Origin of the sequence: Paenibacillus sp. LHD-38 (genome assembly GCF_031157315.1) — a bacterium.
Classification (GTDB): Bacteria; Bacillota; Bacilli; order Paenibacillales; family Paenibacillaceae; genus Pristimantibacillus.
Map to the genome: position 1 here is coordinate 155,069 of NZ_JAVIFU010000008.1, position 25,603 is coordinate 180,671.

The window sequence follows — 25,603 nt, forward strand, 5'->3', positions numbered from 1 at the left end:
ATGATTCGAAGACTTCGCAGAGTAACGACATTTCAGGTCATCCTGATTACGGTGTTTACCGTACTTGCCGCGTTTATGTCGTTGCCGATCGTATTTATTTTGAACCATGCCTTCAAGCCGCAAAATGAGCTGTTTCTATTTCCTCCGCGGTTTCTGGTGCAAAATCCGACGCTGCGCAACTTTGAATCGCTCATTCTGCATGCGTCAAACGCGACGGTTCCGTTCACCCGGTATCTGTTCAACAGCTTGATCGTAGCGGGGTTTACGCTTGCCGCGGTTATCATCGTCAGCACGATGGCGGGTTATGTGCTTGCCAAATACCAGTTTCATTTCAAGCAGCTGATCTTGGCGCTTATCACGTTATCCTTGATGTTCGCGCCAGAGACGGTGGGTATTCCAAGATACCTGATGATTAGCGGTCTTGGCATAAACAACACGTATTTCGGTCATATTTTGCCCGCCCTGGCTTCACCGATCGCGGTATTCATGCTGGTCGGCTTTATATCGCAAATCCCCGGTGAGCTGCTGGAGGCGGCGAAGATCGACGGAGCAAGCCATTTGGGCATCTTTACAAAAATAGTGCTGCCGCTGGCCGTTCCCGCCATTGCGACCATTTCAATTTTCACGTTCCAAGGCGTATGGGGCGATGTGGAGACATCGACGTTATTTATGCAAGAGGAAACGATGAGAACATTGGCCTTCTACGTCAATAGCTTGCTCAGCGGGCTTCAGAACAGCGTGGCGGGTCAGAACGTAGCCGCCGCAGCAGGCTTGCTCATGTTCGTGCCTAACCTCATTATCTTTCTGCTCTTTCAGCGGAGAGTACTCGAGACGATGGTTCATTCCGGAATCAAGTAATTCAAATCAGCAAAGGAAGTCGTAACGATGAAGAGATTTCTATTATTCCTGCTTCTTGCGGCGACCTTCATGCTTGCCGCACCTGAAGCGATCTATGCGGAGCTCCCTTACAGGACCTCCTACTATGACAACAATCAAGCGACATGGCTGCGCATCCAGCCTGTATATGCGCCTGCAGAAACAAAAGGCACGCGCTTTGTCGAGCCGATGGATCTGCAGGTAGGAGCGGACGACAAGGTGTACGTTGCAGATAAAGGGGCGAATAAGGTCGTTGTGCTAGATAACGACGGTGCCCTCCTTCTCTCGATTGGCGCGGAAGAAGGGGAGAGCATGCTCAGCGCGCCCGAGGGCTTGTTCGTTACTCCGGATGGGCTGATCTATGTCGCCGATTCAGGAAATCAACGCATTGCCGTATTCGGAGCGGACGGCTCGTTTGTCCGCGAATATAAGAAGCCGGAGTCGACCTTTCTGGAGCAGGAGCATTTTGTGCCCGTCAAGCTGGTGGTTGACCGGCGCGGCGTGATGTACATCAGCTTGAATTCCTCCTACCAAGGCTTGCTTCGCATGAATGAGGACGGGGAGTTCATGGGTTATTTCGGCGCTAACAAGGCGCAGCAAACCGTGCTCAATTGGCTGAAGAAGCTCATTCTCAACAAGGAGCAGCTGTCCAAGGAGCTGGCGAGTTTGCCGCGTCCGATTACGAACGTTGCGCTTGATCGGGACGGTTTCATTTATACGGCAACAGCTGCGGGCTTCGGACAGGGCGCAATCCGCAAGCTGAATGCCGGGGGTGTAGACGCCTTCAAGAACAAAACATTGGTGAACGGGCATGGCATTGTCGACGTAGCGAGCGATTCGAACGGCTTCTTGTACAACGTCGACATGGATTCGGCCCGCGTCAATATCTACGACCAGAATGCGGAGGCGTTGTTTGCATTCGGGCTAATCGATAATGAAACGCAGCAGTACGGCGTTCTCGGGTTTCCGACAAGCATAGGCGTAGATTCCAAATTCGGCGTTTGGATATCCGACAGCCGAACCGGTACGATACATAAATTTGTCCGTACCGAGTTCGGGAGCGATGTGATGAATGCGCTTACGCTTTATGTAGAGGGCAAGTATGAGCAGAGCAAGCCTTACTGGGATAAAGTATATGCCCGCAATGACATGTATAACGGCGTGTTTCAAGGGCTGGGCAAGGTGTATTTGCATGAGAACGATTATGATAATGCCTTGTCGTTTCTGAAAATAGCCTTCGACACGGAGGGCTACTCCAAGGCGTATTGGCAAATCCGTCTGGACTTTCTGCAAAAACATTTCATTTGGCTGGCGGCGGCAGCGGCGGTAATTCTGCTATTGCTGAAATTCGGCGGGTCGGCCGTCCGGAAATGGTTGAAGCATCGGCCTCTGCCGCTATACTGGCAGCGTCCGCTTGGCGATTTGCGCAATCTTTGGTACGTCATGCTTCATCCTTACCAGGGTTTTTACAGGCTAAAGGAAGCGAGAGTCGCGCCTTGGATCATTATTCTGATTTTGGCAGCTGCCGTAGCGGTAAAGATCGTGACAATCTATTACACCGGATTTCTTTTCCATTCTGTGGAGCTGTCGCAAATTAATCTGTTCGGCAGCTTAGGCTTATTCATGGTCCCTTGGATCACCTGGATCATTGCCAATTATCTCGTATGCAGCGTGAAGGACGGAGAAGGGAAATTCAGAGAGGTCATTCAAGGCAGCGCCTATGCGCTTGCTCCATATCTGTTCTTCTCCATTCCGACGTTAATTTTGTCCAATATCGTGACGCTCGACGAGCGGGTGATCGTGGATTCGCTAAATACTGTCATGTTTCTATGGATGGGCGTCATGCTCATCGTCATGACGCAGGTCATTCATAATTTTGATTTTCTGGAGTCGCTCAAAAATATTGCCATTACCGTGTTTACCATTGGCACCATTTGGTTGTTTGCTTTTCTCGTGTTTGGCTTGTCCTTCAATTTATATGATTTCTTCTATCAGCTTTACAAGGAGGTGACCTTCTATGGTTGAGCTCATCAAGCGCACTTCCCTTCGCGTAAAGCTCGCGGCAATCGCTTTAATTATGCTTGCTGCCGCTTCCTGCATCCTCTTCCTGCAAGGTGACGGGCTGACGCCTGCCAAAGCGCTGGAGCTGACTGGAATCGAGAAGCCTTCAGCCAGCCGTGCTCCTCTGTACGAGGGGGTAGCATGGACGCCGCAAACAGGGGCTGACGGTTTTGCCGATGCGCTGGAAAACGATGATTTTGCGCTTTATATTCATCCCGGCACTACACAGATTGCATTAGTCGATAAGCGTACCGGGTATCGGTGGAGCAGCAATCCGACGGAAGAGCAGCTCGGCAGCGAAACGGTGAAGGGCGTCTTGCTTGCCAATCTGAAATCGCCCTTTGTCCTGACATATGTAAGGACGCAAGGGAAGGACCAGACGATTCGCGAGGTTCTGAATGCAAGCGATCCCAAGATTCAAACCACGTTGATCAAAACCGCGGCAGGCCTTCAGGTTTCCTATGTTTTCCCCGAGCCGCAGCTTGGCTTTACGATCCAATACGAGCTTACGCCGAAGGGGTTAAAGGCGCGGATCCCAACAGACGGCATTAAAGAAGATGGCGAATATGCCATCTTTACGGTTGATTTGCTCCCTTACTTCGGTGCTGCCGCGCCGGAGGAGGACGGTTATATCTTCGTACCGGACGGACCCGGCGGATTGATTGCTTTTGACAGCGAACGGGCAGGGGTTTCAAGGGGTTACATCCATCAGGTGTACGGGTTGGAATTAACCAATACCGGAAACTGGAGCGGTTCCGGGGAAAGACGGGAAAATATTGCTTTTCCGGTGTTCGGAATGAAGCGAGGCAGCAACGCCTTTATGGCAGTTCTTACGGAGGGCGGGGATTCAGCGAATATCGCGGCGATGCCGCCGGGACTGAAATCGGGACTGTACAACGTGTACGCCAATCAGATTTACCGCGAGGAATATTTGTATCGGATGAGCCGTCTCGCTGCTCCGCTCAAAGCGGTTCAGAAGCAGCGCCTAGAAACGGATAGGGAGGTGGAGTACTGCTTTCTGAACGGCGGGGACGCCGATTATGTCGGGATGGCGAAGGCCTACCGCGACTATATGGCGGAGACAGGCAAGCTGAAGGAACCGTTGAAGCCGGTCGACCATATGCCGCTTTACCTAAAAGTGATGGGAGGCAGCTACACGGAGGCTTTTAACAAAATCAAATATATCGCCGCGACCACCTTCCCGCAGGCAGCAGAAATGGTAAACGGCTTGCGTGAGCAGGGCGTCGATCATTTAAAGGTCATTTATTACGGCTGGCAAAATCAAGGCGATTACGATTCGTATGACCGCTTTCCGATCGAGAAGTCGCTAGGCGGCGAAGCGGCGGCAAAAGATTTTATTTCCAAGATGACTAAGCTGGGCATCGATGTGCTGTTCGAGGATGATTTTGTTTGGATCGATTCAGAAAGTTCTGAACTATCGGGCAAAACAAACGGCATTCGCGGCATCGACGAAACGGTATTCATTGATGAAGGCTGGTTTATCAGTAAGCCTGCGCGCACCGTTGCCATGGCGTATCAAACGATGGAGAAGCTTAAGGACATCGGAGTGTCCGGTATGTTGTTCAACTATCTTGGCGAGATGGTGTTCCATGATTATGATCCGTCGGGCATTGCGACGCGCTCGGATACGATCGCTATTTACGATGGTTTGCTCGCCTACACGCAGAAAACGCTCGGCTCGGCTGGCGTTTACCGCGGCAACGACTATACGGTCGGGCAGACCGACTATATTGCCGGCCTTCCTTACGAATCTAGCTACGATTTCATGGTTGATGAGACCGTACCCTTTTATCCGATAGCGCTTCACGGTTATGTTTCCTATTCCTTTGGAGACGGCAACCTGCGCAACGACGTAGAGGCGGAATTTCTGAAAGCGATAGAGTACGGGGCCGTTCCTTCGTTCTTCTTAACCCATGAGGATTCGCGAAAGCTGAAGTATACGTCGGCAGGTTTCCTATTCAGCACGCAATACGAGAAGTGGACGGAGCGGATCCTGAAGGAATACGAGGCTTTCGATTCCCTTGCGCCGGTGTTCTCTCAGAAGATAACCGATCATGAAAAGCTGTCGGAGACGAGGTTCGCTACGGTATATGAGGACGGTACGCGCGTCATTGTCGATTATGGCAGCAAGACATTCCAAGTGGAGAAAGGGGAGGGCGCGTAATGAAAGCGAAAGCACGGGGACGCGCAGCGCGCCTCCATCTTTGGAAGGGCTATGGACTCGGCTTGATGTTCATGCTGCCGTGGATAATCGGGTTCGCGATGTTTGTGCTTATCCCCATCAGCTGGTCGTTGTTTATGTCCTTCAACAAGGTCCAAGTTGCGGTGGGAGGCTTTAAGTACGAGTGGCTCGGATTCCGCAATTACCGGGACGCCTTCTTGAAGGATAACGTTTTTCCGATCGAGCTGATCACGTATTTCCAAGAAATGCTGCTGATGGTTCCGATCATCGTTATATTCGCCCTGCTTATTTCATTAATGCTCAATCAAAAGTTTCCTGGTCGTTTCATATACCGCGCGTTGTTCTTTTTACCGGTTATATTTGCTACGGGGCAGGTGCTCTCTGAGCTTTTCCTGCAGGGAGCCGGGGATATTCCTTTCCTGGAGCAGTATAATTTGCTGCCGCTCGTGGAGGAGTACGTAGGCAAGCAATTTGCCGAAACGGTTATGGCTGTGCTGGGCAAGGCGATTCTTATTTTATGGTATTCAGGCGTACAGATTCTAATCTTTATCGCAGGCTTTCAGACGATTTCTCCGACGATCTACGAAGCCGTACGCATTGACGGGGCATCCCCGTGGGACAGCTTTTGGAAAATCACGCTGCCTGCGTGCGTTCCGTTCATCAGCCTGAATGTGCTGTACACGATCATTGATTTGTTTACATTCCCGCTGAATCCGGTGCTGGCGCATATCAAGAGCAACATGTTTAAGGTCGATACCGGCTACGGCTATGCGAGCGCGCTCGCTTGGATTTATTTTGGATTCATTTTCGCGCTGATCGCCCTCGTATTATGGCTGTTCAACCGAAGCCTCAAGACAAGGAGGGTACATTCATGATTACAGCGATGAAGTCTGAGATTGAGAAGGCGGGCCGCAGCGTCAGAAGCGTTCTTTGGGGCCGAAAAGCGCAAAAAACGAAGATGCTGGTGTTGGGACGAAGCGTATCCGACGGTTTGCTTGCTAAGCTTGTCATCTATCTTCTGCTCTCGATTGTCGCTTATCTCTATTTGCAGCCCATTCTTTATATGGTCAGCACGATGTTCAAGAACATGAGCGATCTGCTGGACCCGACCGTGAAGTGGATTCCTCGCGAGATAACTTGGGAAAATGTATCAAAGGCGCTGAAGGGCTTGCAATACCCGGAGGCGCTGAGGAACACTGCCCTTATATCCGTGAGCTGCTCGCTCGTACAGGTCATGATTTGCGCAATGACCGGCTACGCGCTGGCTCGTCTAGCATTGCCGTTCAAGGGACTTTTCACGGCGCTTATCATTTTGACCTTTTTGATTCCGCCGCAGGTCATCATCATCCCGCTTTACGTTATTTTCAGCAAGCTGGGCTTGTTGAATTCAATATTCGTTTTTCTCATTCCCGCGATCTTCGGGCAGGGACTGAAGGGTGCTTTGTTTATTCTGATCTTCCGGCAGTTTTTCAAAGCGCAGCCTCCAAGCCTGGAAGAAGCAGCGAAGCTGGACGGCGCTTCAACGGCAAGGCTGTTTTTCGGGATAATGCTGCCGCTTGCCCGCTCCGCCTGCTTGGTCGTATTTCTTTTCTCGTTCATCTGGTACTGGAATATGTACTACGAGCCGTCGATGTTTTTGACCAAAGGCTTTACGCCGCTGTCGATTCGTCTGGATATGCTCGAAGAGGTGCTGAATCCATCCTTGCTTGGGAACACCCGCACCATTGTGAATCCGATCACGGAAAGCACCAAAATGGCCGCGGCTTTCTTGATCATTCTCCCGCCGATACTCGTGTTCATGTTTCTGCAGCGCTGGTTCGTAAGCGGAATCGAGAGAACGGGAATCGTCGAGTAGAGTTTGTACAGGACAGGAACTGTATGTTGACGTTTATGAGGAGGTGATGATTCGGCAAGGGTTGCAGGCTCCGCGGCAGGATCGGAAGAACCGTTTTTATTGCGTACATTGAGGGGAAGGCCTACGAAGCGAGTTTGCTTCACAAAACAAAGCGAAGGCTTACGGAGCAAGTTTTGCTTCAAAAAACTAAGCGAAGGCTTACGGAGCAAGTTTTGCTCTACAAACATGCTCATAAGTGATGAGCTTCTTGCGTATCACAAAACTTTTGGGAGGTTAATACAGTGAAAAACAAACGTGGTTTAACGTGGATGTTGTGTCTCGTATTGATGTTTTCGGTAATACTTTCTGCTTGCTCCAGCAATAACGGAGGCAGCAACGTCCCTAACAATACGGGTGAGGCAACCGAGCCGCCTGCTGCAGCGGATAACCAGCCCGCGCCAGATGTCAAAAAAGACCCAGTTACCTTGAAGCTGATCTCATGGTCGGATTCATACACGGAATTATACAAAAAATTCAACGAAAAATATCCATGGATCACGATCGAGCAGGTGCCGGTCAACAGCCAGCCGATCATGGAAATTATCGCTTCCTTGGAAGCGGCAGGAACGCCTGCCGACTTGACATGGATCGATAGCGACCTCATTACGTTTGATCAAGCCGGGCTTGTGGAGGATCTGTCTCCCTATATCGAGAAGGACCCGACCTTCCAGGATGTGCAGCTGCCCGAAGGCTTCTTCGATACGATGACGTATAAAGACAAAAAGCTTGCAGTCCCATTTGTAGACGTGCCAATGTGGATTTTGGTGAATAAGGATCTTCTTGCTAAGCATGGCGTGGAAATGCCGGCCAACGATTGGACCTATGATGATTTCCGCGACATTGCCAAGAAGCTTACGGATCCGGAGGCAGGTGAATACGGTTTGACGACGCAGCCGGAATTTCAAATGCGCGTGCTGAGCACGAAGGCGATTGCTGACGGCCATGCGGACAACATTCACTACATGAATGAGGATTTGACGCAAAGCTTGCTGAACACGCCTGATGTCATGAATGACGTGAGATGGCTGTCGGATTTCGTCTGGAAGGACGGTTCGATGCAAAGCAATGCAAAGGCTGCCGAGTCGGGCGACGTAACGAGAGAATTCATAAACGGTAAAACAGGCTTCGCGATCGGCGGAGACTGGGTGCTGCCGGGTCTGAAGAAGGACGCTAAATTCGAATGGGACGTATTGCCTTTCCCTCGCGGAATAGTAAGCCAGCCTGGCTATAGCATTTACGGTCCGCTGTCGATGCTTAGCGGCTCGAAGCATAAGGAAGAAGCATTCCTGTGGATCAGCTTCCAATTCTCGAAAGAAGCGCAAAAGTGGAAAATCGACCAAGGAGCGAATGCTTCCGTTATCGATCCGGAATTGACGGCCTATTATGACGAGACGCCAATGTGGGAAGGCAAAAACAAAGAAGCGGTCAAAATCGCGAAGGAAAATGCCAAAATCCAGCCAGGTGTTACGATTCCCGCATGGTCCGAATACAACTGGAACAATATTTTGAATGAAATCATTTTCGACGGGGCCGATATTAATAAATTAATTCCCGAAACGGAAAAGTGGAATAAACGGACATTAGAGGTTCGTGAGTCATTGAAATAATTGAGTTGTAATCATAAGTAAGCTACTAATCAAACACCCTAAGCGGAATTATTGGCCGCATAGGGTGTTTTTTGTACTGAGCATATGAATTAATATAACATTTCGTATTACTTTTGTTGATTACTGACGGCATGTCGGACTAGACGCCGAAAGGAATTACGGCCACGGCCATCTTCTATTACGATTGCATCATTCTCTCCAAATTCGCTCAATTGCTCGGAAAAGAGCAAGACGCGCACAAGTATTAGCAGCTGGCGCTAGACGTAAAGGGTGCTTTCGAGCGGGAGTGGTTCGATCCTGAGCAGAACCATTTAGCCACTGGAACGCAAACGTCCAATTCGGCTCCGCTGGCTGTGGGACTTACAACGCCTGAGACGGATGAGGCAGCGCTTGAGTCGCTCATCCGAAATCTTAAGCAAGGAGATTACGCGATTACGAGCGGTGAAATCGGATACAGATTTACGCTGTTGGCTTTAACACGCCTGGATCGATCGGATGTCATTCAGAAGATGCTTTAACAAACAATGAAGCCATATTACGCCTATCAAGTGGCACATGGGGCTTCCAGCTTGACCGATTATTGGGACGGTCCGACAGACGGTCATTCGCAGAATCACTTTATGATGGGTCACATCGAAGAATGGTTTTACTCCGCTCTAGCCGGGATTGCAATCGACTATGACGGAACAAAAGAGCATGCGCTCATGATAAAGTCTTATCTGACGGAGGGGGGAGACTGGGTCAAAGCCTCCCATATGCTGACGCAAGGGAAGCAGGACGTTCTATGGTAACGGGAGGCCACCGGAGCACCCGCATTGCATGTGACCGTTCCTGTTTCCGCATCCGTAGTTGTCGCGATACCTGCTGCAGATGCTCGCAGCATAAAGGAAAGCGGGAGATAATTGATTCCGTGCCGGATATCGCGTTTATTGAAGAGAAAAACGGATCTGTATTCGTTCGTATCGGTTCCGGTACGTACACGTTCCATTCTTCTTTTAATACCTCTGGATCTGGACAAATGCATTAACCAACATCGACAAACGGGCAGGGGAGCGCATAGGGCTCTCCTGCCCGTTTGTCGTTCCAAAAAAACGTTTACAAACCAAATTAATGTGATTATAATTGGAAATAAGTTTAATAAAGGACTCATGACGTTTTTTATGGAATCGTTATCAGACTCCAAACTGTCAATACGATAAAAACGTAATGTGAATTATGGAAAGGTTTCCAGAAATGTTGAACACAATGCTTATTACTTGAAATAACAGTTCGAAAGTCTATTTATGAAACCGCTACCATAGAAGGGGTGAGAGGATTCTGCATTCTGTATGGGAAATTTCCCATTGGGAACTTATTTTCAGAATGATTGTTTCGGTTGTGCTCGGAGGTTTAGTAGGAATCGAACGAGAGTGGAGTAACCATGCCGCTGGGTTTCGCACCCATATCTTGGTGTGCCTGGGATCTGCGACGATTATGATGCTTTCCATGTACGGATTCTCCCAGTTTGTGAATGAAACGAATGTACGCATGGATCCGGCTCGGTTGGCTGCCCAGGTCATCAGCGGAATCGGATTTCTTGGAGCAGGCGCGATATTAAGGAACGGGAACATGATTAAAGGGTTGACGACGGCGGCTTCCGTATGGGTCGTAGCGGCCATCGGCCTTTGTACGGGAGCCGGGTTTATGTTGGGTGCTTCGGTATGTACACTGTTAGTTCTCATCAGCCTGTTTCTTCTGAACAAGTGGGAGAAACATTGGCTTAAGGACCGAAGGATTCATGATCTCGACATTCAAATTTATGATAAACCGGGCGTATTAGGCAAGATCGCTTCTAAATTCGGTGAATACGGCATTCAAATTACGAATTTGAAGATGATTCATCAAGAATCTCCTGTTACCGATTCTGATGAGTTGCAAACGATGCACCTTCATTTCAGTCTCAAAGGGAATACCTCGGATAAATTTCATGCGCTGATTGAAGAGATTGCCTGTATGGAAGTCGTAATCAGCATTGAATCGAATCAAATTGCAAGCGTTAATAGAGGCAGCAAAGAAAAATATTTAACGGCATAGCACGAAATAATGATTGTGCTTACAGAAAGTTAAGACTATAATAACGTCAAGGAAAGCGCTTACTATTAAATATTTCGAGGAGTCGAGATGATTAATCAAACAAGAGTCTTGGTTGCTGCACATACAGGTTGCGGAAATGCACCGGATAACACAACGGACTCATTTCTGGAAGGTGTGGACAGCGGAGCCGATATTGTGGAAGTGGACATTCGGGTGACGAATGACGGCACGGCAATTCTGCTTCATGATGACACACCGCTTCTTCGGGCGTATACATACGAACAATTAAACCAACAAGAAATTCGCGTTCAATTGGATCCCGTATACGAGAAGCATGAAATTCCAAGGTTGGATGATATTCTGCAGTTGGCGGCAATGCATAAGGTGAAACTCAATTTGGATATAAAGGACAAAGAGAGCATTGAACCTGCAATGGAGTCTATTAAGCGCTTTGAACATCCGGACAGACTGTTCATTACAGGTTGTTCTGACGGAATTACCCGGCATAACGGCGGAATTCAAGTGTTAATGAACACCCCGGATGAACTTGCCGCGGATGAAGAACTTGATTACGAAGCATTTGCTCTAGCCATTTGCGAGCAAGCACAACATGAAGGTTATTATGGAATTAACATGAATTATCGCACGTGCCGCAAGGAAATCGTCGATATTGCGCATGCGAGGAATTTGGCGGTATGGGTATATACCGTGGATGATCCGATCGTTATGAAGATTTTTATTCAGATGAAGGTGGATGCCATAACAACACGGAAAGTTGAAGGAATGCTCGAGATTAGAAAGTAATTTGCAAAGAAAATGATTTTTTTATTGGATATGGTAACGATACCATATCCGTCCGATGCATACGAATGCTCGATAATATCATACAAAGTTAATATTATGATGACATGGGCGTTACACAAGAATATTACCATTCTATTAGCATGATTAATTGATGATAGGAGGTGAGTATATGCCACTCAAATGGGATGCCCATACTCATACAAATTTTTGCAAACATGGCAGCGATTCAGGGATGCGTCTATATGTGGAAGAGGCGATAAAACAGGGATTTCAACGGTACTCCATTACGGAACATCCTCCGCTGCCTGAGGGTTGGATCTTCAATCGCCAATTGTTTAAAGAACTGGCGATGGAATCATTCGAGCTGCCTCATTACTTACGTCAAGCTTACGAAACGAAAGAGCGGTTTGAAGGCCGAATTGAAGTCGCAGTAGGTTTAGAACTGGATTATTTGGACGGAGCACCCGATTTTATGTTAGGAGTTATAGATTCTTGCGAGCGAACATTAGAAGACGTTGTGGTGTCCGTGCATTTCTTGCCAGGCGTTGGAGGCATACGCTGCATTGACTATACGATCCAAGATTTCAGGGAAGGGCTGCTAGGACACTACGTCACGTTGGCAGCAGTTGTTGATGAATACTACAATCATGTGGAAGCTGCCATTGAATTCGCGAAACAATTGCCGATGCGCAAGAGAATCGGCCATATTAACCTAATAGAAAAGTTCCGCCTGGAATTGCCCGAATTTGATGAAGATCAGATCAGGAAGAGGCTAAGCGCGATCCTGCCACAACTTGAGAAGGCCGGAGTTGGGATTGACGTGAATACGGCCGGATTCCGGAAAGCTACATGCGGCAAGACTTATGTGCCGGAATGGTTCCTGCAGCAATGCGTAAGAAGAGGGATAGAAGTGGTTTACGGTTCCGATGCCCATTCGTCACGAGATGTCGGTGCGGGTTGGGACTGGTATGAGCAAGCCATGCTTCAAGCTGCAAAATAGAAAGCCGTCCCATTCTATTTCAATTTTATGGTAGCGATACCATAGAAACTATGAAAGCGCCGCACTTTTTTATTTAGCGCCAATGTATAAAGCTGCTTCGCTCGTAACTTTGCACCTTATTAACCCAGGAGAAGGTGATCTTTAATCCATGCAAACACAAATGACCACAACGGGTAAAACAGCAAAGCCATCAAAGAAATTATGGAAAAATATTATGCTGCACAAGTATTTGTACCTGATGCTGCTGCCCTGTCTCGTATTTTTCATCATTTTTGCCTATATTCCAATGAGCGGATTGATTCTGGCCTTTAAAGAATTCAAGTTCAATATGGGCATTCTGGGAAGCCCTTGGGTAGGGTTCGAGTATTTCGAGAGATTTTTCAATGACTATCAGAGCATGACTCTAATTAAGAATACTCTAATTATCAGTTTCATGAAGCTGTTTATCGGTTTGCCATTTCCTATCATTCTCGCGCTTATGTTTAGTGAGGTGAAGAACCGCTATTTCAGGAATATATCGCAAAGCATATCCTACTTGCCTCACTTTTTGTCTTGGGTTGTCGTAGTCGGTTTGGTGCAAAGGCTTCTCGCGCCGAATAACGGCTTGCTGAACCAAATCATCGCGAAATTCGGCGGAGACGGCAGCGTTTTCTATATGATGGAGCCGAATTACTTCTATCAAATCATGTTCGGCAGTCATATCTGGAAAACCGTAGGTTGGGACTCCATTATATATCTTGCGGCGATTGCCGGCATCAATCCGGATATGTATGAAGCGGCCAAGATGGACGGGGCCAGCAAATGGAAAGAAATTTGGCATATCACATTACCTTCGATAAGACCGACAATCTTGATTTTGTTTATCTTATCATTAGGAAATATATTATCCGCCGGTTTCGATCAGCTGTATCTGCTTAGAACTCCAGGGAATATGCAACTTTCGGAAATTTTGGATACTTACGTCATTCGCGTGGGCCTTCAAGGCGGACAATATGGTTACGCGACAGCAGTAGGAATGATGCAGGGGGTAATCGGATTAATCTTAGTAATTTTGGCTAACCGGATTTCCAAGAAAGTTTCTGAAACTTCTTTATGGTAACAGTATTCCTTTTAGTTGAAAAACGTCTTTGACGATTTTCATAAAAAAATGATAAAAGAGGGATGATGAAATGCTAAAAAACAAGAAGTGGGTCAAATTACTCTCCATACCGCTTATTGCTTCCATGTTCCTGGCAGGATGTAGCGGAAACGGAAACGGAAACAATGAAGGTCAGGCCAACACATCGAATAAGGGAACAGAGAACGTAACGACAGATACCAGTAAGCCGGCAACTTGGATTGCCGATCGTAAAGTGAAAGGGTTAGTCTTCATGGGCACCGACGACTATACGGAAGACATGAATGACGAGATTAAAGCACAATTAAAAGAAAGTACAGGTATCGATCTGGAAATTGAAATCATGGTCGCGGACCATTCGATTGACGGACTCATCGCCGGATTGGCATCGAACGACTTGCCTGACTTCATCACATTCTACTTAAATAACAGCGGTCGTCCGGAAATGTCGGTCATTCTTAAAGCCGCAAGAGAAAACATGTTTACGGATCTAACGCCTTTGATGAAAAAATCCAAAGTTTACAGTAAATATTTGCAGGACGATTACCTTCCACTGGATACGAAATATGGCGTCATGTTCCGTCCGGAGTTTAACGGCTCCTCCTACTTCGTTCACATGAACGTTGCCAGACAAGGCGGCTACGCAACCCGGAAGTATGCAGGCGGGCCGTATATCCGCAAAGATATCGCGGAAGCATTGAATATTGATCCTAGGACCGTTAATACAACCGATGAGCTCTACGAGCTGGCTAAGAAAATCAATGAAGGCAACTTCAAAGACAAGAATGGCAAAGATGTCGTTCCGATCGGTCCTGCTTATTGGGGTGGCAAAGAAGTCGGCGCTTTATTCAACGATCTGGAGTGGGGTGCCGACGACCAGCGGATCAAGAAGGACAAAGACGGCAACATCTTGCACGAAAGCCAAACCGAATTTGCATTGAAGAAAGTTGAATATGTTCAAAAGTTGCTTAACGAGAAGCTACTTCACCCGGAATTCTTCACCATTGACGAAAGCCGCGCCACTGAGGGCGCCTTGAACGAAACTTGGGGTATCATCGCAGATACGCACAACTATCAAGAATATAACAAAGATATGCATTACTTACCTTTAGGCCCAATTGATTTCGTTGACCGTCCATATCAAATGCAAGTGGATTATAAATCCGGTTATTCCGCTTGGGCGATCCCGGCTACAACGAAAAATCCGGAGGATATCATGAAACTGGCAGACTTCCTGGCAAGCCGCGAAGGAAAGCTGTTATGGCAATACGGCCTTGAGGGCCGAGACTACACCCTTGATGCCAAAGGCAATCCACTTGCGAAGAAAGAAGTTATTGATTTGAAAACGAGCAATCCGGAAGAAGCGAAAAAACTTGGTTTTGGCGGAGTGGCCAATTACTGGGGAGAACTTCTGGGAGGTACGGATATCGACCGGATGGCCGATTTTGGCGAGATGGAGTACGGAGATGCAGTTGCTCCGGAAGTCAACGCAGGCGCATTGAAAATCGCCGAATACTGGGGCTGGGACGAGAAACGTAAAAACGCGAAAATCGTGGACGGCTACACTCCATTGTCTTTCATCGGCGAATTCGAACAAGGTACGGAACTGAAAACCGCGTTCGAAAATTACGATGACAGCTTGATTCGCGCCTATTACGCGAAAAACGCGGACGAAGCGAAGAAAATTCTGGATTCCGCATCCAAACAGCTAGAAGCTACCGGATTGAAGCAATTCCTGGAGCTGTTGAAACAGAAAGACTCAGATCCAAAAACACATTTGAAATTCTAGTCTATGATGTTCTTGATGCAGGCCGGTTACTTCCGATCATGGCGAGACCGGCCTCTCATCAAATACGAGAGGGGAAACACGTGTGGGAAAGGAATTTCACAAGACGACTTTCGGGGAAAAAGTAGTTAAGATCGTTATTTACTCACTCATTATTCTGCTGTGCTTATCCATCATTCTTCCTTTCTTAAATATTCTTGCCCTGTCCTTCAATGCCGGAAAAGACGCCGAACGCGGAGGAATCTATTTCTGGCCTAGGGTATGGTCGCTTCAAAATTATCAAGAAGTGATCACATCCGCCAACATTGTAACGGCTTTCGGCATCTCTATATTCAGGACGGTTGTGGGGACGGTGGCCAGCGTGTTCCTTACGGCAATGGCCGCGTATACGCTGAAAAGTAAGACAATGCCGGGCGTACGTTTTTTTACATTGCTCATCTTTTTCACGATGTTGTTCAGCGGCGGAATCATCCCGTACTATATGCTGTTGAAGGATCTCCATTTGACGAATACGATTTGGGTGTATGTCATTCCCTCGCTATACAGCGCATGGAATCTTATCATAATGCGGACCTTCTTTCAACAAATCCATGTTTCATTGGAAGAATCGGCACGACTTGACGGGTATAACGATTTCTCCATCTTTATGCGAATCATCATGCCGCTAAGTAAACCTGTTATTGCGGTTATTGCATTGTTTAATGCCGTAGGTCATTGGAATGATTGGTTTACCGGGTCCTTCTACGTAAGATCGAGCGAGCTCCGGCCTCTTTCCACGCTTCTGCAAGAGATGTTGACCAGAGCGGAAGCGATGAGAAGCAAGTTGGAACAAGCAGCAGGCATGAGTCAATATGAGATGCTTGAAAAAATGCAGGTCACCGGTGATTCTATGAAAATGGCAACCATTATTATCGTTGTCGCTCCGATTATTATCATTTATCCGTTTATTCAGAAATATTTTGCCCAAGGCGTCATGATTGGTTCGATTAAGGAATAATTAACAGATAAAGGATGGATTGGAATGAGAATAGCAAACCCATACGATACGCAAGGCAGCTGGATACGCGGAAGCTTCCACAATCATACAAACAACAGCGACGGATGGTTTTCATTGGAAACGGTATACAAGATGTATGGCGACTATGATTTTCTGGCGATTTCCGATCATGACAAAATTACGAATTTAGATGGGGAACGCAACATACCAACCGTATTCGAAGCGATTGAAGTAAGCAGCCGGAAACCGCATATGCTGTTGGTTCAGCCTCCTCATTCCATAATGGAGAATTATAGCAATGAATTTACCATTGACAATTATCAGAGATTTGCGAATGCCACGCTGGATAACGGCGGCATTTGCGTCTTGGTTCATCCCAACCGTTACTTCTCTAACTTCTGGACGCTGGAAGACATGCTGCAGATGGAACGATACACGGGAGTTGAAGTGTATAACGGCGACGGGAATATAGAATACGATATCGCGTTCGACAAGTGGGACGCATTGTTGACTGCGGGACGCAGGATATGGGGATTCGGGAACGATGACTCCCATGTGTACGGTCAGGAAAAGCAGGCGTGGAATATGGTGCTTGTGGAAGAAAATTCACGCGAAGCGATATTAAAGGCAATCATAAGCGGAAGTTTCTACGTATCGACGGGATTTGGATTTGACTCTATCCGGACCGAAGGAAACAAGATTATAATTGATTTGAAATCCAACGAGTTGCTGGACAAAATGTACAAGTACGTGACATTGTTCGGCAAAGACGGCCGGGTGCTTCATGAAGTGACGGGCAGAACAAAGCATATCGAGTACGAATGTCAGGGCGATGAAGGTTATGTCCGCGTAAGCGCTTATATTGAGGGAGGGTATGCAGCTTTCTCCCAGCCTTTGTTCATTGAAGCGGATTAACGTATTTCGTTGCAGCAAAACAGCTGCAGGAAGAGACAGGAAAAGACAGAGAGAGGGAAGACGTTGAAAACATACGATGCCGTTGTTATAGGAGATGCAAACGTAGATTTGGTTATTACTGGCTGCAACGAACTGCCGCTCCCCGGACAAGAAGTATTTGTCCGGGACATGACAATTCATGTCGGTGGCGGAGCGGCATTGTTCAGCATTACGCTTGCCAAGCTGGGCAAGAAGCTTGCCTTTAAAGGAATACTAGGCAAAGATTACTACGGTCAATATATCCTTAATCAATTCCATCGATATGGTATCGATACCAGTTACGTAAAAAAGAGTGATCTAAACCAAACGGGCATCTCCATTGCTATCAATCCGGAGAGGGACCGCTCCTTTATTTCTTACGCCGGAACAAACTCAGAGCTTCAATTGGGGCAAGTCGCAATCGAGGATTTAGTTCTGTCCAAGCACGTTCATATAACCGGATATAAAGGCAGTGTAAATCATAAAGAGTTTATGGCGATTGCCCGCGAATTGAACCGGTCCGGAATCACCGTCTCGCTGGACGTGGGTTGGGACGACACCGGAGAATGGTATCAAGGTATTTTTGAACTCATGGCATGGATTGACGTGCTCTTCATGAACGAGACGGAGGCTGTACATTATACGGGTTGTGAGACTATAGGTGAAAGCATTCCATATTTGACCGATAAGAATAAAAATGTCGTCGTTAAGCTGGGTTCTAAAGGGGCAGTGTCTATAATGAACGGGACTGCAACTTATTGTTCGGGCTATAACGTTGAGGTTGTGGATACGACGGGAGCTGGAGATTCATTTAACGCCGGATATATATATGGATTTTTGTCAGGTATGCCGGTTAAAGATTGTTTAGTATACGGCAATGCCTGCGGTGCGTTATCGGTAGGGGCATACGGAGGCAGTACCGGCACAGTGGACCTGCCAACGTTGGAACAGTTTATTGAAGCGCGTCAATCCGAGATTAGCTTGTAGGAGGATAATCATATGGCTGCTGCGAATCCGATGCATGAAAAAAAAGCAAAGTTAAAAAACAATTACACGAATAGTTATTGACCAGGAAATCGTCGCTATGGAGAATGCCAAGAGAAGCGCCGCAATCCGGCAGCTTGCCGCGAATATAGATAATTCCCGTTATATCGTAGAAGACGAAGGTCTAAGAGAAAGCTTCTCCGAAGGGGCGGGAGCGGGAGTTGGCGTGAAAGACCTGTTCCAAATCGGGGAAAGCGACCGGGGAAGAGGGAAAACGCGTATATTCCACGTGTTCAACTCGGTATGGACTGAGCGGAATGAAATTACGGAAATCACGATCTGGGATTGGAATGGAGATCTTCGAAACCTCGCATTCTATGACGATGAAGGCAACCACGTTGATTATCAGTTCGTAGACCGGGGCTTTATGGAGAATTGGGGACATTTCTATTTGCGCGTGCTCCTTGCCGTCTCTGTACCGCCTATGGGTTACAGCACTTATATTATGAAGGAGAAAGGCGGGGATATGAACTTCTTGTCCGCAGACGATCATTACTTAACCCGCGAAAATTTGCCGCCAAATGAGCTGCATTCAATCACGCTGGAGAATGAGCGGTTAAAGGCCGTTCTCGATACCCGTTCATTGAGCCTAATTTCATTAATCGATAAGGAAAGCGGCAAAGAATATGCGGATCGAGGCCGTTCGGGAGCGTTATTCCGGTTTATTGAAGAAGATGCGTTTAATGGCGGAGGAAATGCTTGGCTTATTGGCAGATACGGCAAAGTTGAACCGTTGACGGAAGGGCAGCATATCGAAGGAAGCGATTTGGGAATGAATAAGATCCGTCAATCCGTGGCATACCGCGTGCCGTTCCGCAATTCCAGCTTGCGTGTCACGATCTCTCTCGACCGTGGAAATTCCCGGTTGGATTATCAGGTCGAATGTGATTGGCACGAGTATGGCCGTAAGGATGAGTTTACTCCGCAGCTGCAGTTTATCGTTCCACTTGGTTACGAGTGCGAAACATACAAATACGATACCGCATTCGGAACGGTTGCCCGTAAACCGATGGATATCGACGTACCTGCGAATAGCTGGGCAGTGGGAATGCCGCAAGGAAAAGGCAAAGGGATCATGATGGTCACGGACAGCAAATACGGATTCCGAGGCGTCGATCAGTCGTTGTCCGTAACGCTGCTGCGAGGCTCTTACGCCCCCGATCCTCATCCGGACACCGGAACACATACGTTCAGGTTGGCGATATGCCTGACCGATTGCGACAACAACGTTTCCTTGATTGAAGAAAGTTATCGTTATCAACATCCGCTCAGCCATGTATCCGTTCGAGCCAGTAAAGGGGCGTGGCCGACGAAGCAAAGCTTTTTTCATATGGAAGAGGGGACTGCGGCGATTTCTGCTATTAAGGTACCTGAAGAAGGAAATGCAGCTCCTCGTTGGATTATTAGGGCATACGAAACCGAAGGGCAATCCACCGTTGCCAAATTGGATTTGTATCGGAACGTTAAGAAAGCATATTGGGTCGATACATTGGAACGGAATACGGGAGATGAGGACATACAGATCGACGGCACGTCTATTCGATTCCCGGCACGTGCGTATTGCGTCGTTAATCTGTGCATAGAATTTGCACCTTAAAGTTGGGGAGGAGCAGAAAAATGAATAGGGAATTAAAGTTTCGCGGAGACGGTACATTTACCATCGTGCAGTTTACGGATATGCATCTGGGCGGCGGAAAAGAGGATGAGCTGGATCGGGATGCCCAAACGTTGGAGTTAGTACGGCGCGTAGTGGAATTGGAGCAACCGGATTTCATCGTGCTGACCGGCGATATGATCTGGAGCCATGGGGTGGCGGATCCGCAAGCGTCGTTCCGCAAAGCCATATCGACGGTAGTTGAATGCGGCGTCCCGTGGGCAGCGGTATTCGGCAACCATGACACCGAGGAAGGCGTTACCAAGGAAGAGCTGCTCCGCATTCAGCATGAGTACGTAAGCTGCCTTACGCAGGCGGGGCCTTCCGATATTAGCGGGGTAGGGAACTATGTGCTGACAGTGAAGAGCGCGTCTAAAAGCGGGAGCTCGGAAGCCGCCTTGCTCTACTTCCTTGATTCGGGCATGATGGCGCCCGAAGAAGTAGGCGGTTATGAATGGATTCATAGGGATCAAATACACTGGTACGCCGAGCAGTCCCGCAAAGCGGAAGACCGTAACGGAAAGAAGCTTCCGGCACTCGGCTTCTTCCATATACCACTACAGGAATATGATGAGCTGTGGAAGGTCGGCAATGTGAGCGGGTCTAAATTCGAGAGAGTCGAATGCGCTAAAGTCAACAGTGGATTATTCACGGCCTTGATGGAGCGGGGAGACGTGATAGGCACTTTCGTCGGTCATGATCATGACAACGACTATACCGGCATGCTCCACGGAATACGCCTTTGTTACGGGCGCGTGAGCGGATATAACTGCTATGGTAAGCTTCAGCGCGGGGCACGGGTCATCCGACTTCAAGAAGGCTTACGCGATTTTAAGACGTGGATTCGCCTGGACGACGGGGGTATCGCGCGATGAAGGGCCATTTCGGAAAATTCGAAGATGGAGATGCGGTAATTTATCCTCTCTTCAAGGAAGACATTGAGAGCGGAATCCCCGCACATTTGAACGCAGCTGATATGCGGGACGTTGAAGTGCGTTCCTCGGCTGGCGAGAAAGACGCATTAACTTGGATGTTCAGACAACGAGGCAAACCGGGCGTTCTGCTTGTTGGGTTAGGAGAGAAATCTAAGGCGGATGCGGATCTCATCCGGAATGCCGCGGGAAATGCGGGAAGAGCCGTAATGAAGGACCGGTTGGAGAGAGTCCATGTTTCGTTGAATGCCATTCAGAATAGTCCATTGCATGCTGCGGAAACCGCAGGGGCATGGATGGAAGGTTGGATGCTGGGTACTTACACTTTCCATAAATACAAGTCGGCGCCAGCGGATCGGGTTGTTCCGCCCTTGCGATTGGATGTGGAACAAACGGCGGAAACAGAGGAGCAAGTCCGTATGGCTATGCTGCGCGCCGAAGGAACACTGCTGGCAAGAGACTTGGCCAATGAACCGCCGAACGAACTTCGCCCGGAGATGTTGGCCCGCCGGGTTCAAGAACACTTTGCGAATACGCCGGTTGAGGTTGAGGTTCTGTCAAGAAGCACATTGGAGAAGGAAGGCATGGCCGGACTTTTGGCGGTAGGCCGCGGAAGCCGTTATGCACCTTTATTCATCAAGATGACGTACATTTCCGACAGTTCAAAACCATTAATCGCTCTAGTGGGCAAAGGAATCACGTTCGATACCGGCGGTATTTCACTCAAGAAGGATTATAACATCAGCGATATGCGGATGGATATGGCCGGCGGGGCGTCCGTCATCGGAGCGATGGATATTTTGTCGAGGAGCGGGGCGCCTCTCAAGGTTGTCGCTCTTATCCCTGCGGCGGAAAACATGCCCGGCGGTAACGCGCTTCTTCCCGGCGAAATTCTCACTTATGCGAACGGGCTTACCGTACAAATCGGGAATACCGATGCGGAAGGCAGGCTGGTGCTTGCCGACGCGTTACTTTATGCGCATCGGCTCGGAGCCCGGGATGTTGCGGATATCGCCACGTTAACCTACTCTTGTACAGGAGCGTTAGGTTCCAAATATGCGGGCGTATTCGGAGATCAGTCCTTGGTGGATTCGATGCGAGATGTATCTGCCAGGGTGGGTGAGAAGGTGTGGCAGTTGCCGTTGGCGGACGAATACGAAAGTTATCTTGATAGCGATTGCGCCGACATCTGCAACGTGAGCAGTGTAGGGGAAGCAGGTGCGATAACCGCTGCGTTGTTTCTGCGCAGATTCGTGGATCCGTCGATGAAGTGGGTACATCTGGACATGGCCGGACTGAAGGATGCTTCAGCGACGAAAGGGCATGTCGTACATGGAGCTACAGGATTCGGCACGCGGCTTCTGGCGGAATGGGTGCTGAGTCGCACGGCGCATCACGAGAGATCACATGCCTGAGTCCGATCGCGGAACAGGCGTTAGGGGAGACTCTTTTTGAAAACGATAAATATTGAAGGTATAATAAACGGCAGTCCGATTGTCAAGAAGTGCTCGCAACTTATTATGGGTTCGGGAAATTTCTTGCGGAAAGACGATAGGGAGCATATCGACCGAATGTTCGACACCTTCCTTCAAGTCGGAGGGAACACGGTGGATACGGCTCACCAGTACGGCAAATGCGAGCGCAGAATCGGCGAATGGCTGGATGCCACGGGCAGAAGAAGTGAGTTGATGATCCTAACGAAGGGAGCTCACCATGACGATGGAGAACCGGGCCCGCGAGTCAATCCGCGAGCGATAACGAAAGATTTGCTGGAAAGTCTGGAAAGACTCAGAACCGACTACGTGGATTTCTATGCGCTCCATCGGGACGATCCGAACGTAGATGTGGGGCTGATTATGGAAGTGCTAAATGAACACTTGAAAGGAGGACGGATTCATGCCATCGGTGCTTCCAACTGGACGCATGATCGGATTCAAGAAGCGAACGATTACGCGAAATCGCACGGATTGACAGGGTTTACGTTTAACAGTGCGAACCTCAGCTTGGCCAAGTGCAGAGTGCCTCGTTGGGAAGGGTGCGTCTCGGCGGGACGCGAAATGTGCGAATGGCACGAGGGCAATAACATGCCGCTCTTGGCATGGTCATCCCAAGCTGGAGGTTTCTTCACAGGGAGATTCTCGCCGGATAAACTGGATGATGCGGAGATGGTCAACGTTTATTATACGCTGGACAATTGGGAGCGGTACGCCAGGGCGGAGAAACTAGCAGAGCAGAAGGGCGTAAGCCGGATTCAGATCGCGCTATCCTATGTGTTGAACCAACCCTTCCCAACCGCGGCGTTAATCGGGATGGAAACGATAGAAGAATTGCTGTCGTCGGTAAACGGAATAAAGGTCGAGCTCTCCGATCAGGAAATACGTTGGCTGGATTTGATGGAAGGAGGAGAGTGGATTGCGCAATAAATTTGCCGCACAGCTGTACACATTGCGTGAACAATGCAAGAAGGATTTCTATGGGACGCTCCGCATCTTGAAAGAGATGGGGTGGAGGTCTGTCCAAATTGACGGACTGCACGGATACCCTGCAGAAGAGATTGCAACTGTGCTGAAAGAAACGGGTCTTTCCGTCGCGGGAATGCACGTGAGCTTAACCCGGATGAACACTGAGCTGGACGTTGTGTTGAAAGAAGCGGAATCGTTCGGCACTCCTTATTTCTACTGCCATTATCTTCCATCTGAAATGCAGGACGAAGCCGGATATCGCCAAGCGAAGCGAGAATTACTTGAGGTAGCGGGCAAAGTCAGAGGACTCGGTTACCACGTGGGGTACCATAACCATGACTTTGAATTTCATATCGAAATCGACGGCAAGGTCGCACTGGATTATTTGCTTGCAACGGAGGATGGTTATTCTCTACTGCCGGAAATCGATACCTATTGGGTGAAAAAAGCCGGCCGCGACCCGTTAACGTACATCTCCCAGTATGCAGGGCGGAAGTTCCCAATTCTGCATCTCAAGGATATGACGAATGACGATCGGCAATATTTCGCGGAAGTAGGCACGGGATCGATCGATTTTGGTCCCATTATTCAATGGGGCGAAGCAAACGGCGTCGAATACTACGCAGTCGAACAAGATTATTGTCCTGGAAATCCGTTTGACAGTTTGGCACTGTCCTTGGAACATTTAAGGAAATTGGTGAGCGGTGCATCTAAATAGATTATAAGAATATTTTTAAACGGATGGATCGATAATGAAGATGCTTTTAATAGACGTTCCATCTGATAGTATGACACGAAGCAGGGGAGCCAACCTCTTCCTTTATGACGGCAGAAGGTACACGTCAGCCGTATATGGAGGAAGAGACGCACTTACCTTGCTTTTTGTCCGTAATGGGTGGGGATGGAGACGAAGATCCGTCTAAGACGTTTTAATAGTATTGACAAACTAACCGGTATCATCATAACATAAAATTATATATAATCTTTTTTTGTATACCTTTTTTTTGTAACTTCTGGTATCGATATCATATAGGTTCGGGAACAATAAAAGCAGGTTTGCAGGCAGGAAGGATGGGGTACGTGAAATTGAAAATCAAGGATGTCGCTGAAAAAGCTGGAGTTTCCGTTACGACGGTTTCGAGAGTGTTAAACGGCGAGAAATATGTAAAGGATGAACTCAAGGCGAAAGTACAGCGTGTAATTGATGACCTTGGTTATTCGCCGAGTCATATCGCCAGAAGTCTCGTACGTCAAAAGACCAACCTTATAGGCATTATCGTTCCAGATCTCACCTCCAGTTTCTATTCCACTATTTTAAGCAGTATCGAAGAAGCGGTAAGTCTCAATCAATATAATCTTCTTGTGTGTAACATTAATGAAGATACGGATAAAGAGTACAAGTATTTAAACATTTTTAAAGAAATGCGTGTGGAAGGGATTATCATCATGCATGAAAAATTGAATGATGAAATCCGACAGTTTATTAATAAGCTGGATATCCCCGTGATATTCTCCAGTGTATGTCCAGAGGATCAAAAGTTTGTTTCCGTAATCATTGACGATTACAGTGCCGCCTATGATACGACAAATTATTTGATCGGGCTTGGTCATGAGCGAATCGCATTTATTGGAGGCGACTTGCGAGACGTCACATCAGGGAAAAATCGATATTTTGGATACCTGAAGGCATTAACGGACAATGGTATTCCCGTTGTGGAAGATTACATCCGCTTTGGTAATTATAAAACGCAAAGCGGTTACATGCTTATGAAGGAAATGTTAGCTTCGGAACCTCGACCGACGGCCGTATTTGCAGTGAGCGATGATATGGCCGTAGGGGCAATGAACTGTATCCATGATCATAAGTTAAACGTTCCGGACGATATATCCATTATTGGATTTGACGGCAGTCAACTGACGGAGCTGGTTCGTCCGCAATTGTCATCCATGGAGCAGCCTATTCACGAGATGGGCAAAACGACGGTTTATTCGTTGCTTGATTTGATCATGGACAAGCCATCTGCGCCGAAGGAGGATATTATCCTGCAGCATCATCTTGTTATTCGTGATAGTTGTAAAGCTCGGAGTTAAGCATAGGTTGTGGAATTGATATTCCCGTAAATAACGGCTGTAGCCGTTGTAAACGGGAACCGTTCGGTC

Annotated in this window: 20 protein-coding genes and 1 pseudogene; all 21 read left to right on the plus strand. The window is 48.1% G+C overall.

Translation table 11 applies throughout. From position 1 onward, the window contains the following. The 21 genes and pseudogenes from RCO25_RS09350 (at position 1) to RCO25_RS09450 (ending at position 25,534) form a co-directional block, all read left to right on the plus strand. A complete protein-coding gene (locus RCO25_RS09350) occupies positions 1–858 on the plus strand; it encodes a carbohydrate ABC transporter permease (RefSeq protein ID WP_308995878.1) in 858 nt (285 codons plus the stop codon). A gap of 27 nt (positions 859–885) precedes the next feature. After that, the gene (locus tag RCO25_RS09355; RefSeq protein WP_308995879.1) at positions 886–2,901 is read left to right on the plus strand and encodes a YIP1 family protein; all 2,016 of its coding nucleotides are present in this window, start codon (positions 886–888) and stop codon (positions 2,899–2,901) included. Beyond that, positions 2,894–5,122 carry a DUF5696 domain-containing protein gene (locus RCO25_RS09360; protein WP_308995880.1) on the plus strand — a complete coding sequence of 743 codons (2,229 nt, stop codon included), beginning with the start codon at positions 2,894–2,896 and terminating at the stop codon, positions 5,120–5,122. Before RCO25_RS09355 ends, RCO25_RS09360 begins: the two co-directional genes overlap by 8 nt. After that, on the plus strand, positions 5,122–6,015 hold the full coding sequence (locus tag RCO25_RS09365) for a carbohydrate ABC transporter permease (RefSeq protein WP_308995881.1): 894 nt from the start codon (positions 5,122–5,124) through the stop codon (positions 6,013–6,015). Before RCO25_RS09360 ends, RCO25_RS09365 begins: the two co-directional genes overlap by 1 nt. Then, on the plus strand, positions 6,012–6,995 hold the full coding sequence (locus RCO25_RS09370) for a carbohydrate ABC transporter permease (protein WP_308995882.1): 984 nt from the start codon (positions 6,012–6,014) through the stop codon (positions 6,993–6,995). The genes RCO25_RS09365 and RCO25_RS09370 overlap by 4 nt, the downstream gene beginning before the upstream one ends. A gap of 281 nt (positions 6,996–7,276) precedes the next feature. Then, complete coding sequence (locus tag RCO25_RS09375) at positions 7,277–8,641, plus strand: ABC transporter substrate-binding protein (RefSeq protein ID WP_308995883.1); 1,365 nt, start codon at positions 7,277–7,279, stop codon at positions 8,639–8,641. Between the two features lie 251 nt (positions 8,642–8,892). Further along, positions 8,893–9,432 (plus strand): annotated as a pseudogene (locus RCO25_RS09380) (alpha-L-rhamnosidase-related protein). A gap of 571 nt (positions 9,433–10,003) precedes the next feature. Next, positions 10,004–10,714: an MgtC/SapB family protein gene (locus RCO25_RS09385; protein ID WP_308995884.1), complete on the plus strand. Its 711-nt coding sequence runs from the start codon at positions 10,004–10,006 to the stop codon at positions 10,712–10,714. Positions 10,715–10,801: 87 nt separating this feature from the next. Further along, positions 10,802–11,518 carry a glycerophosphodiester phosphodiesterase gene (locus RCO25_RS09390; RefSeq protein WP_308995885.1) on the plus strand — a complete coding sequence of 239 codons (717 nt, stop codon included), beginning with the start codon at positions 10,802–10,804 and terminating at the stop codon, positions 11,516–11,518. Positions 11,519–11,687: 169 nt separating this feature from the next. Beyond that, the gene (hisJ, locus tag RCO25_RS09395; protein WP_308995886.1) at positions 11,688–12,518 is read left to right on the plus strand and encodes a histidinol-phosphatase HisJ; all 831 of its coding nucleotides are present in this window, start codon (positions 11,688–11,690) and stop codon (positions 12,516–12,518) included. Between the two features lie 148 nt (positions 12,519–12,666). Beyond that, positions 12,667–13,617, plus strand: coding sequence for an ABC transporter permease (locus tag RCO25_RS09400; RefSeq protein WP_374992090.1), 951 nt, complete (start codon positions 12,667–12,669; stop codon positions 13,615–13,617). Positions 13,618–13,687: 70 nt separating this feature from the next. Continuing rightward, on the plus strand, positions 13,688–15,424 hold the full coding sequence (locus RCO25_RS09405) for an extracellular solute-binding protein (RefSeq protein WP_308995887.1): 1,737 nt from the start codon (positions 13,688–13,690) through the stop codon (positions 15,422–15,424). Between the two features lie 82 nt (positions 15,425–15,506). Beyond that, on the plus strand, positions 15,507–16,418 hold the full coding sequence (locus RCO25_RS09410) for a carbohydrate ABC transporter permease (protein ID WP_308995888.1): 912 nt from the start codon (positions 15,507–15,509) through the stop codon (positions 16,416–16,418). Positions 16,419–16,442: 24 nt separating this feature from the next. Further along, positions 16,443–17,333, plus strand: a complete 891-nt coding sequence (locus RCO25_RS09415) for a CehA/McbA family metallohydrolase (protein WP_308995889.1) — start codon at positions 16,443–16,445, stop codon at positions 17,331–17,333. A gap of 63 nt (positions 17,334–17,396) precedes the next feature. Then, positions 17,397–18,338, plus strand: a complete 942-nt coding sequence (locus tag RCO25_RS09420; RefSeq protein WP_308995890.1) for a carbohydrate kinase family protein — start codon at positions 17,397–17,399, stop codon at positions 18,336–18,338. Between the two features lie 97 nt (positions 18,339–18,435). Next, complete coding sequence (locus RCO25_RS09425; protein WP_308995891.1) at positions 18,436–19,992, plus strand: glycoside hydrolase family 38 C-terminal domain-containing protein; 1,557 nt, start codon at positions 18,436–18,438, stop codon at positions 19,990–19,992. 20 nt (positions 19,993–20,012) lie between these two features. Continuing rightward, complete coding sequence (locus RCO25_RS09430) at positions 20,013–20,924, plus strand: metallophosphoesterase family protein (protein WP_308995892.1); 912 nt, start codon at positions 20,013–20,015, stop codon at positions 20,922–20,924. Further along, the gene (locus tag RCO25_RS09435; RefSeq protein ID WP_308995893.1) at positions 20,921–22,396 is read left to right on the plus strand and encodes a leucyl aminopeptidase family protein; all 1,476 of its coding nucleotides are present in this window, start codon (positions 20,921–20,923) and stop codon (positions 22,394–22,396) included. Before RCO25_RS09430 ends, RCO25_RS09435 begins: the two co-directional genes overlap by 4 nt. Before the next feature lie 36 nt (positions 22,397–22,432). After that, positions 22,433–23,404 carry an aldo/keto reductase gene (locus tag RCO25_RS09440; protein WP_308995894.1) on the plus strand — a complete coding sequence of 324 codons (972 nt, stop codon included), beginning with the start codon at positions 22,433–22,435 and terminating at the stop codon, positions 23,402–23,404. Further along, positions 23,394–24,161, plus strand: coding sequence for a sugar phosphate isomerase/epimerase family protein (locus tag RCO25_RS09445; protein WP_308995895.1), 768 nt, complete (start codon positions 23,394–23,396; stop codon positions 24,159–24,161). Before RCO25_RS09440 ends, RCO25_RS09445 begins: the two co-directional genes overlap by 11 nt. A 362-nt stretch (positions 24,162–24,523) precedes the next feature. Further along, positions 24,524–25,534, plus strand: coding sequence for a LacI family DNA-binding transcriptional regulator (locus RCO25_RS09450; protein ID WP_308995896.1), 1,011 nt, complete (start codon positions 24,524–24,526; stop codon positions 25,532–25,534). Positions 25,535–25,603: the final 69 nt, after the last annotated feature.

What these genes read in the sequence shown, in the direction of transcription:
- RCO25_RS09350 (WP_308995878.1), top strand. Translation starts at nt 1, where the DNA reads ATGATTCGAAGACTTCGCAGAGTAACGACATTTCAGGTCATCCTGATT.
- RCO25_RS09355 (WP_308995879.1), top strand. Translation starts at nt 886, where the DNA reads ATGAAGAGATTTCTATTATTCCTGCTTCTTGCGGCGACCTTCATGCTT.
- RCO25_RS09360 (WP_308995880.1), top strand. Translation starts at nt 2,894, where the DNA reads ATGGTTGAGCTCATCAAGCGCACTTCCCTTCGCGTAAAGCTCGCGGCA.
- RCO25_RS09365 (WP_308995881.1), top strand. Translation starts at nt 5,122, where the DNA reads ATGAAAGCGAAAGCACGGGGACGCGCAGCGCGCCTCCATCTTTGGAAG.
- RCO25_RS09370 (WP_308995882.1), top strand. Translation starts at nt 6,012, where the DNA reads ATGATTACAGCGATGAAGTCTGAGATTGAGAAGGCGGGCCGCAGCGTC.
- RCO25_RS09385 (WP_308995884.1), top strand. Translation starts at nt 10,004, where the DNA reads ATGATTGTTTCGGTTGTGCTCGGAGGTTTAGTAGGAATCGAACGAGAG.
- RCO25_RS09390 (WP_308995885.1), top strand. Translation starts at nt 10,802, where the DNA reads ATGATTAATCAAACAAGAGTCTTGGTTGCTGCACATACAGGTTGCGGA.
- hisJ (WP_308995886.1), top strand. Translation starts at nt 11,688, where the DNA reads ATGCCACTCAAATGGGATGCCCATACTCATACAAATTTTTGCAAACAT.
- RCO25_RS09400 (WP_374992090.1), top strand. Translation starts at nt 12,667, where the DNA reads ATGCAAACACAAATGACCACAACGGGTAAAACAGCAAAGCCATCAAAG.
- RCO25_RS09405 (WP_308995887.1), top strand. Translation starts at nt 13,688, where the DNA reads ATGCTAAAAAACAAGAAGTGGGTCAAATTACTCTCCATACCGCTTATT.
- RCO25_RS09415 (WP_308995889.1), top strand. Translation starts at nt 16,443, where the DNA reads ATGAGAATAGCAAACCCATACGATACGCAAGGCAGCTGGATACGCGGA.
- RCO25_RS09425 (WP_308995891.1), top strand. Translation starts at nt 18,436, where the DNA reads ATGGAGAATGCCAAGAGAAGCGCCGCAATCCGGCAGCTTGCCGCGAAT.
- RCO25_RS09430 (WP_308995892.1), top strand. Translation starts at nt 20,013, where the DNA reads ATGAATAGGGAATTAAAGTTTCGCGGAGACGGTACATTTACCATCGTG.
- RCO25_RS09435 (WP_308995893.1), top strand. Translation starts at nt 20,921, where the DNA reads ATGAAGGGCCATTTCGGAAAATTCGAAGATGGAGATGCGGTAATTTAT.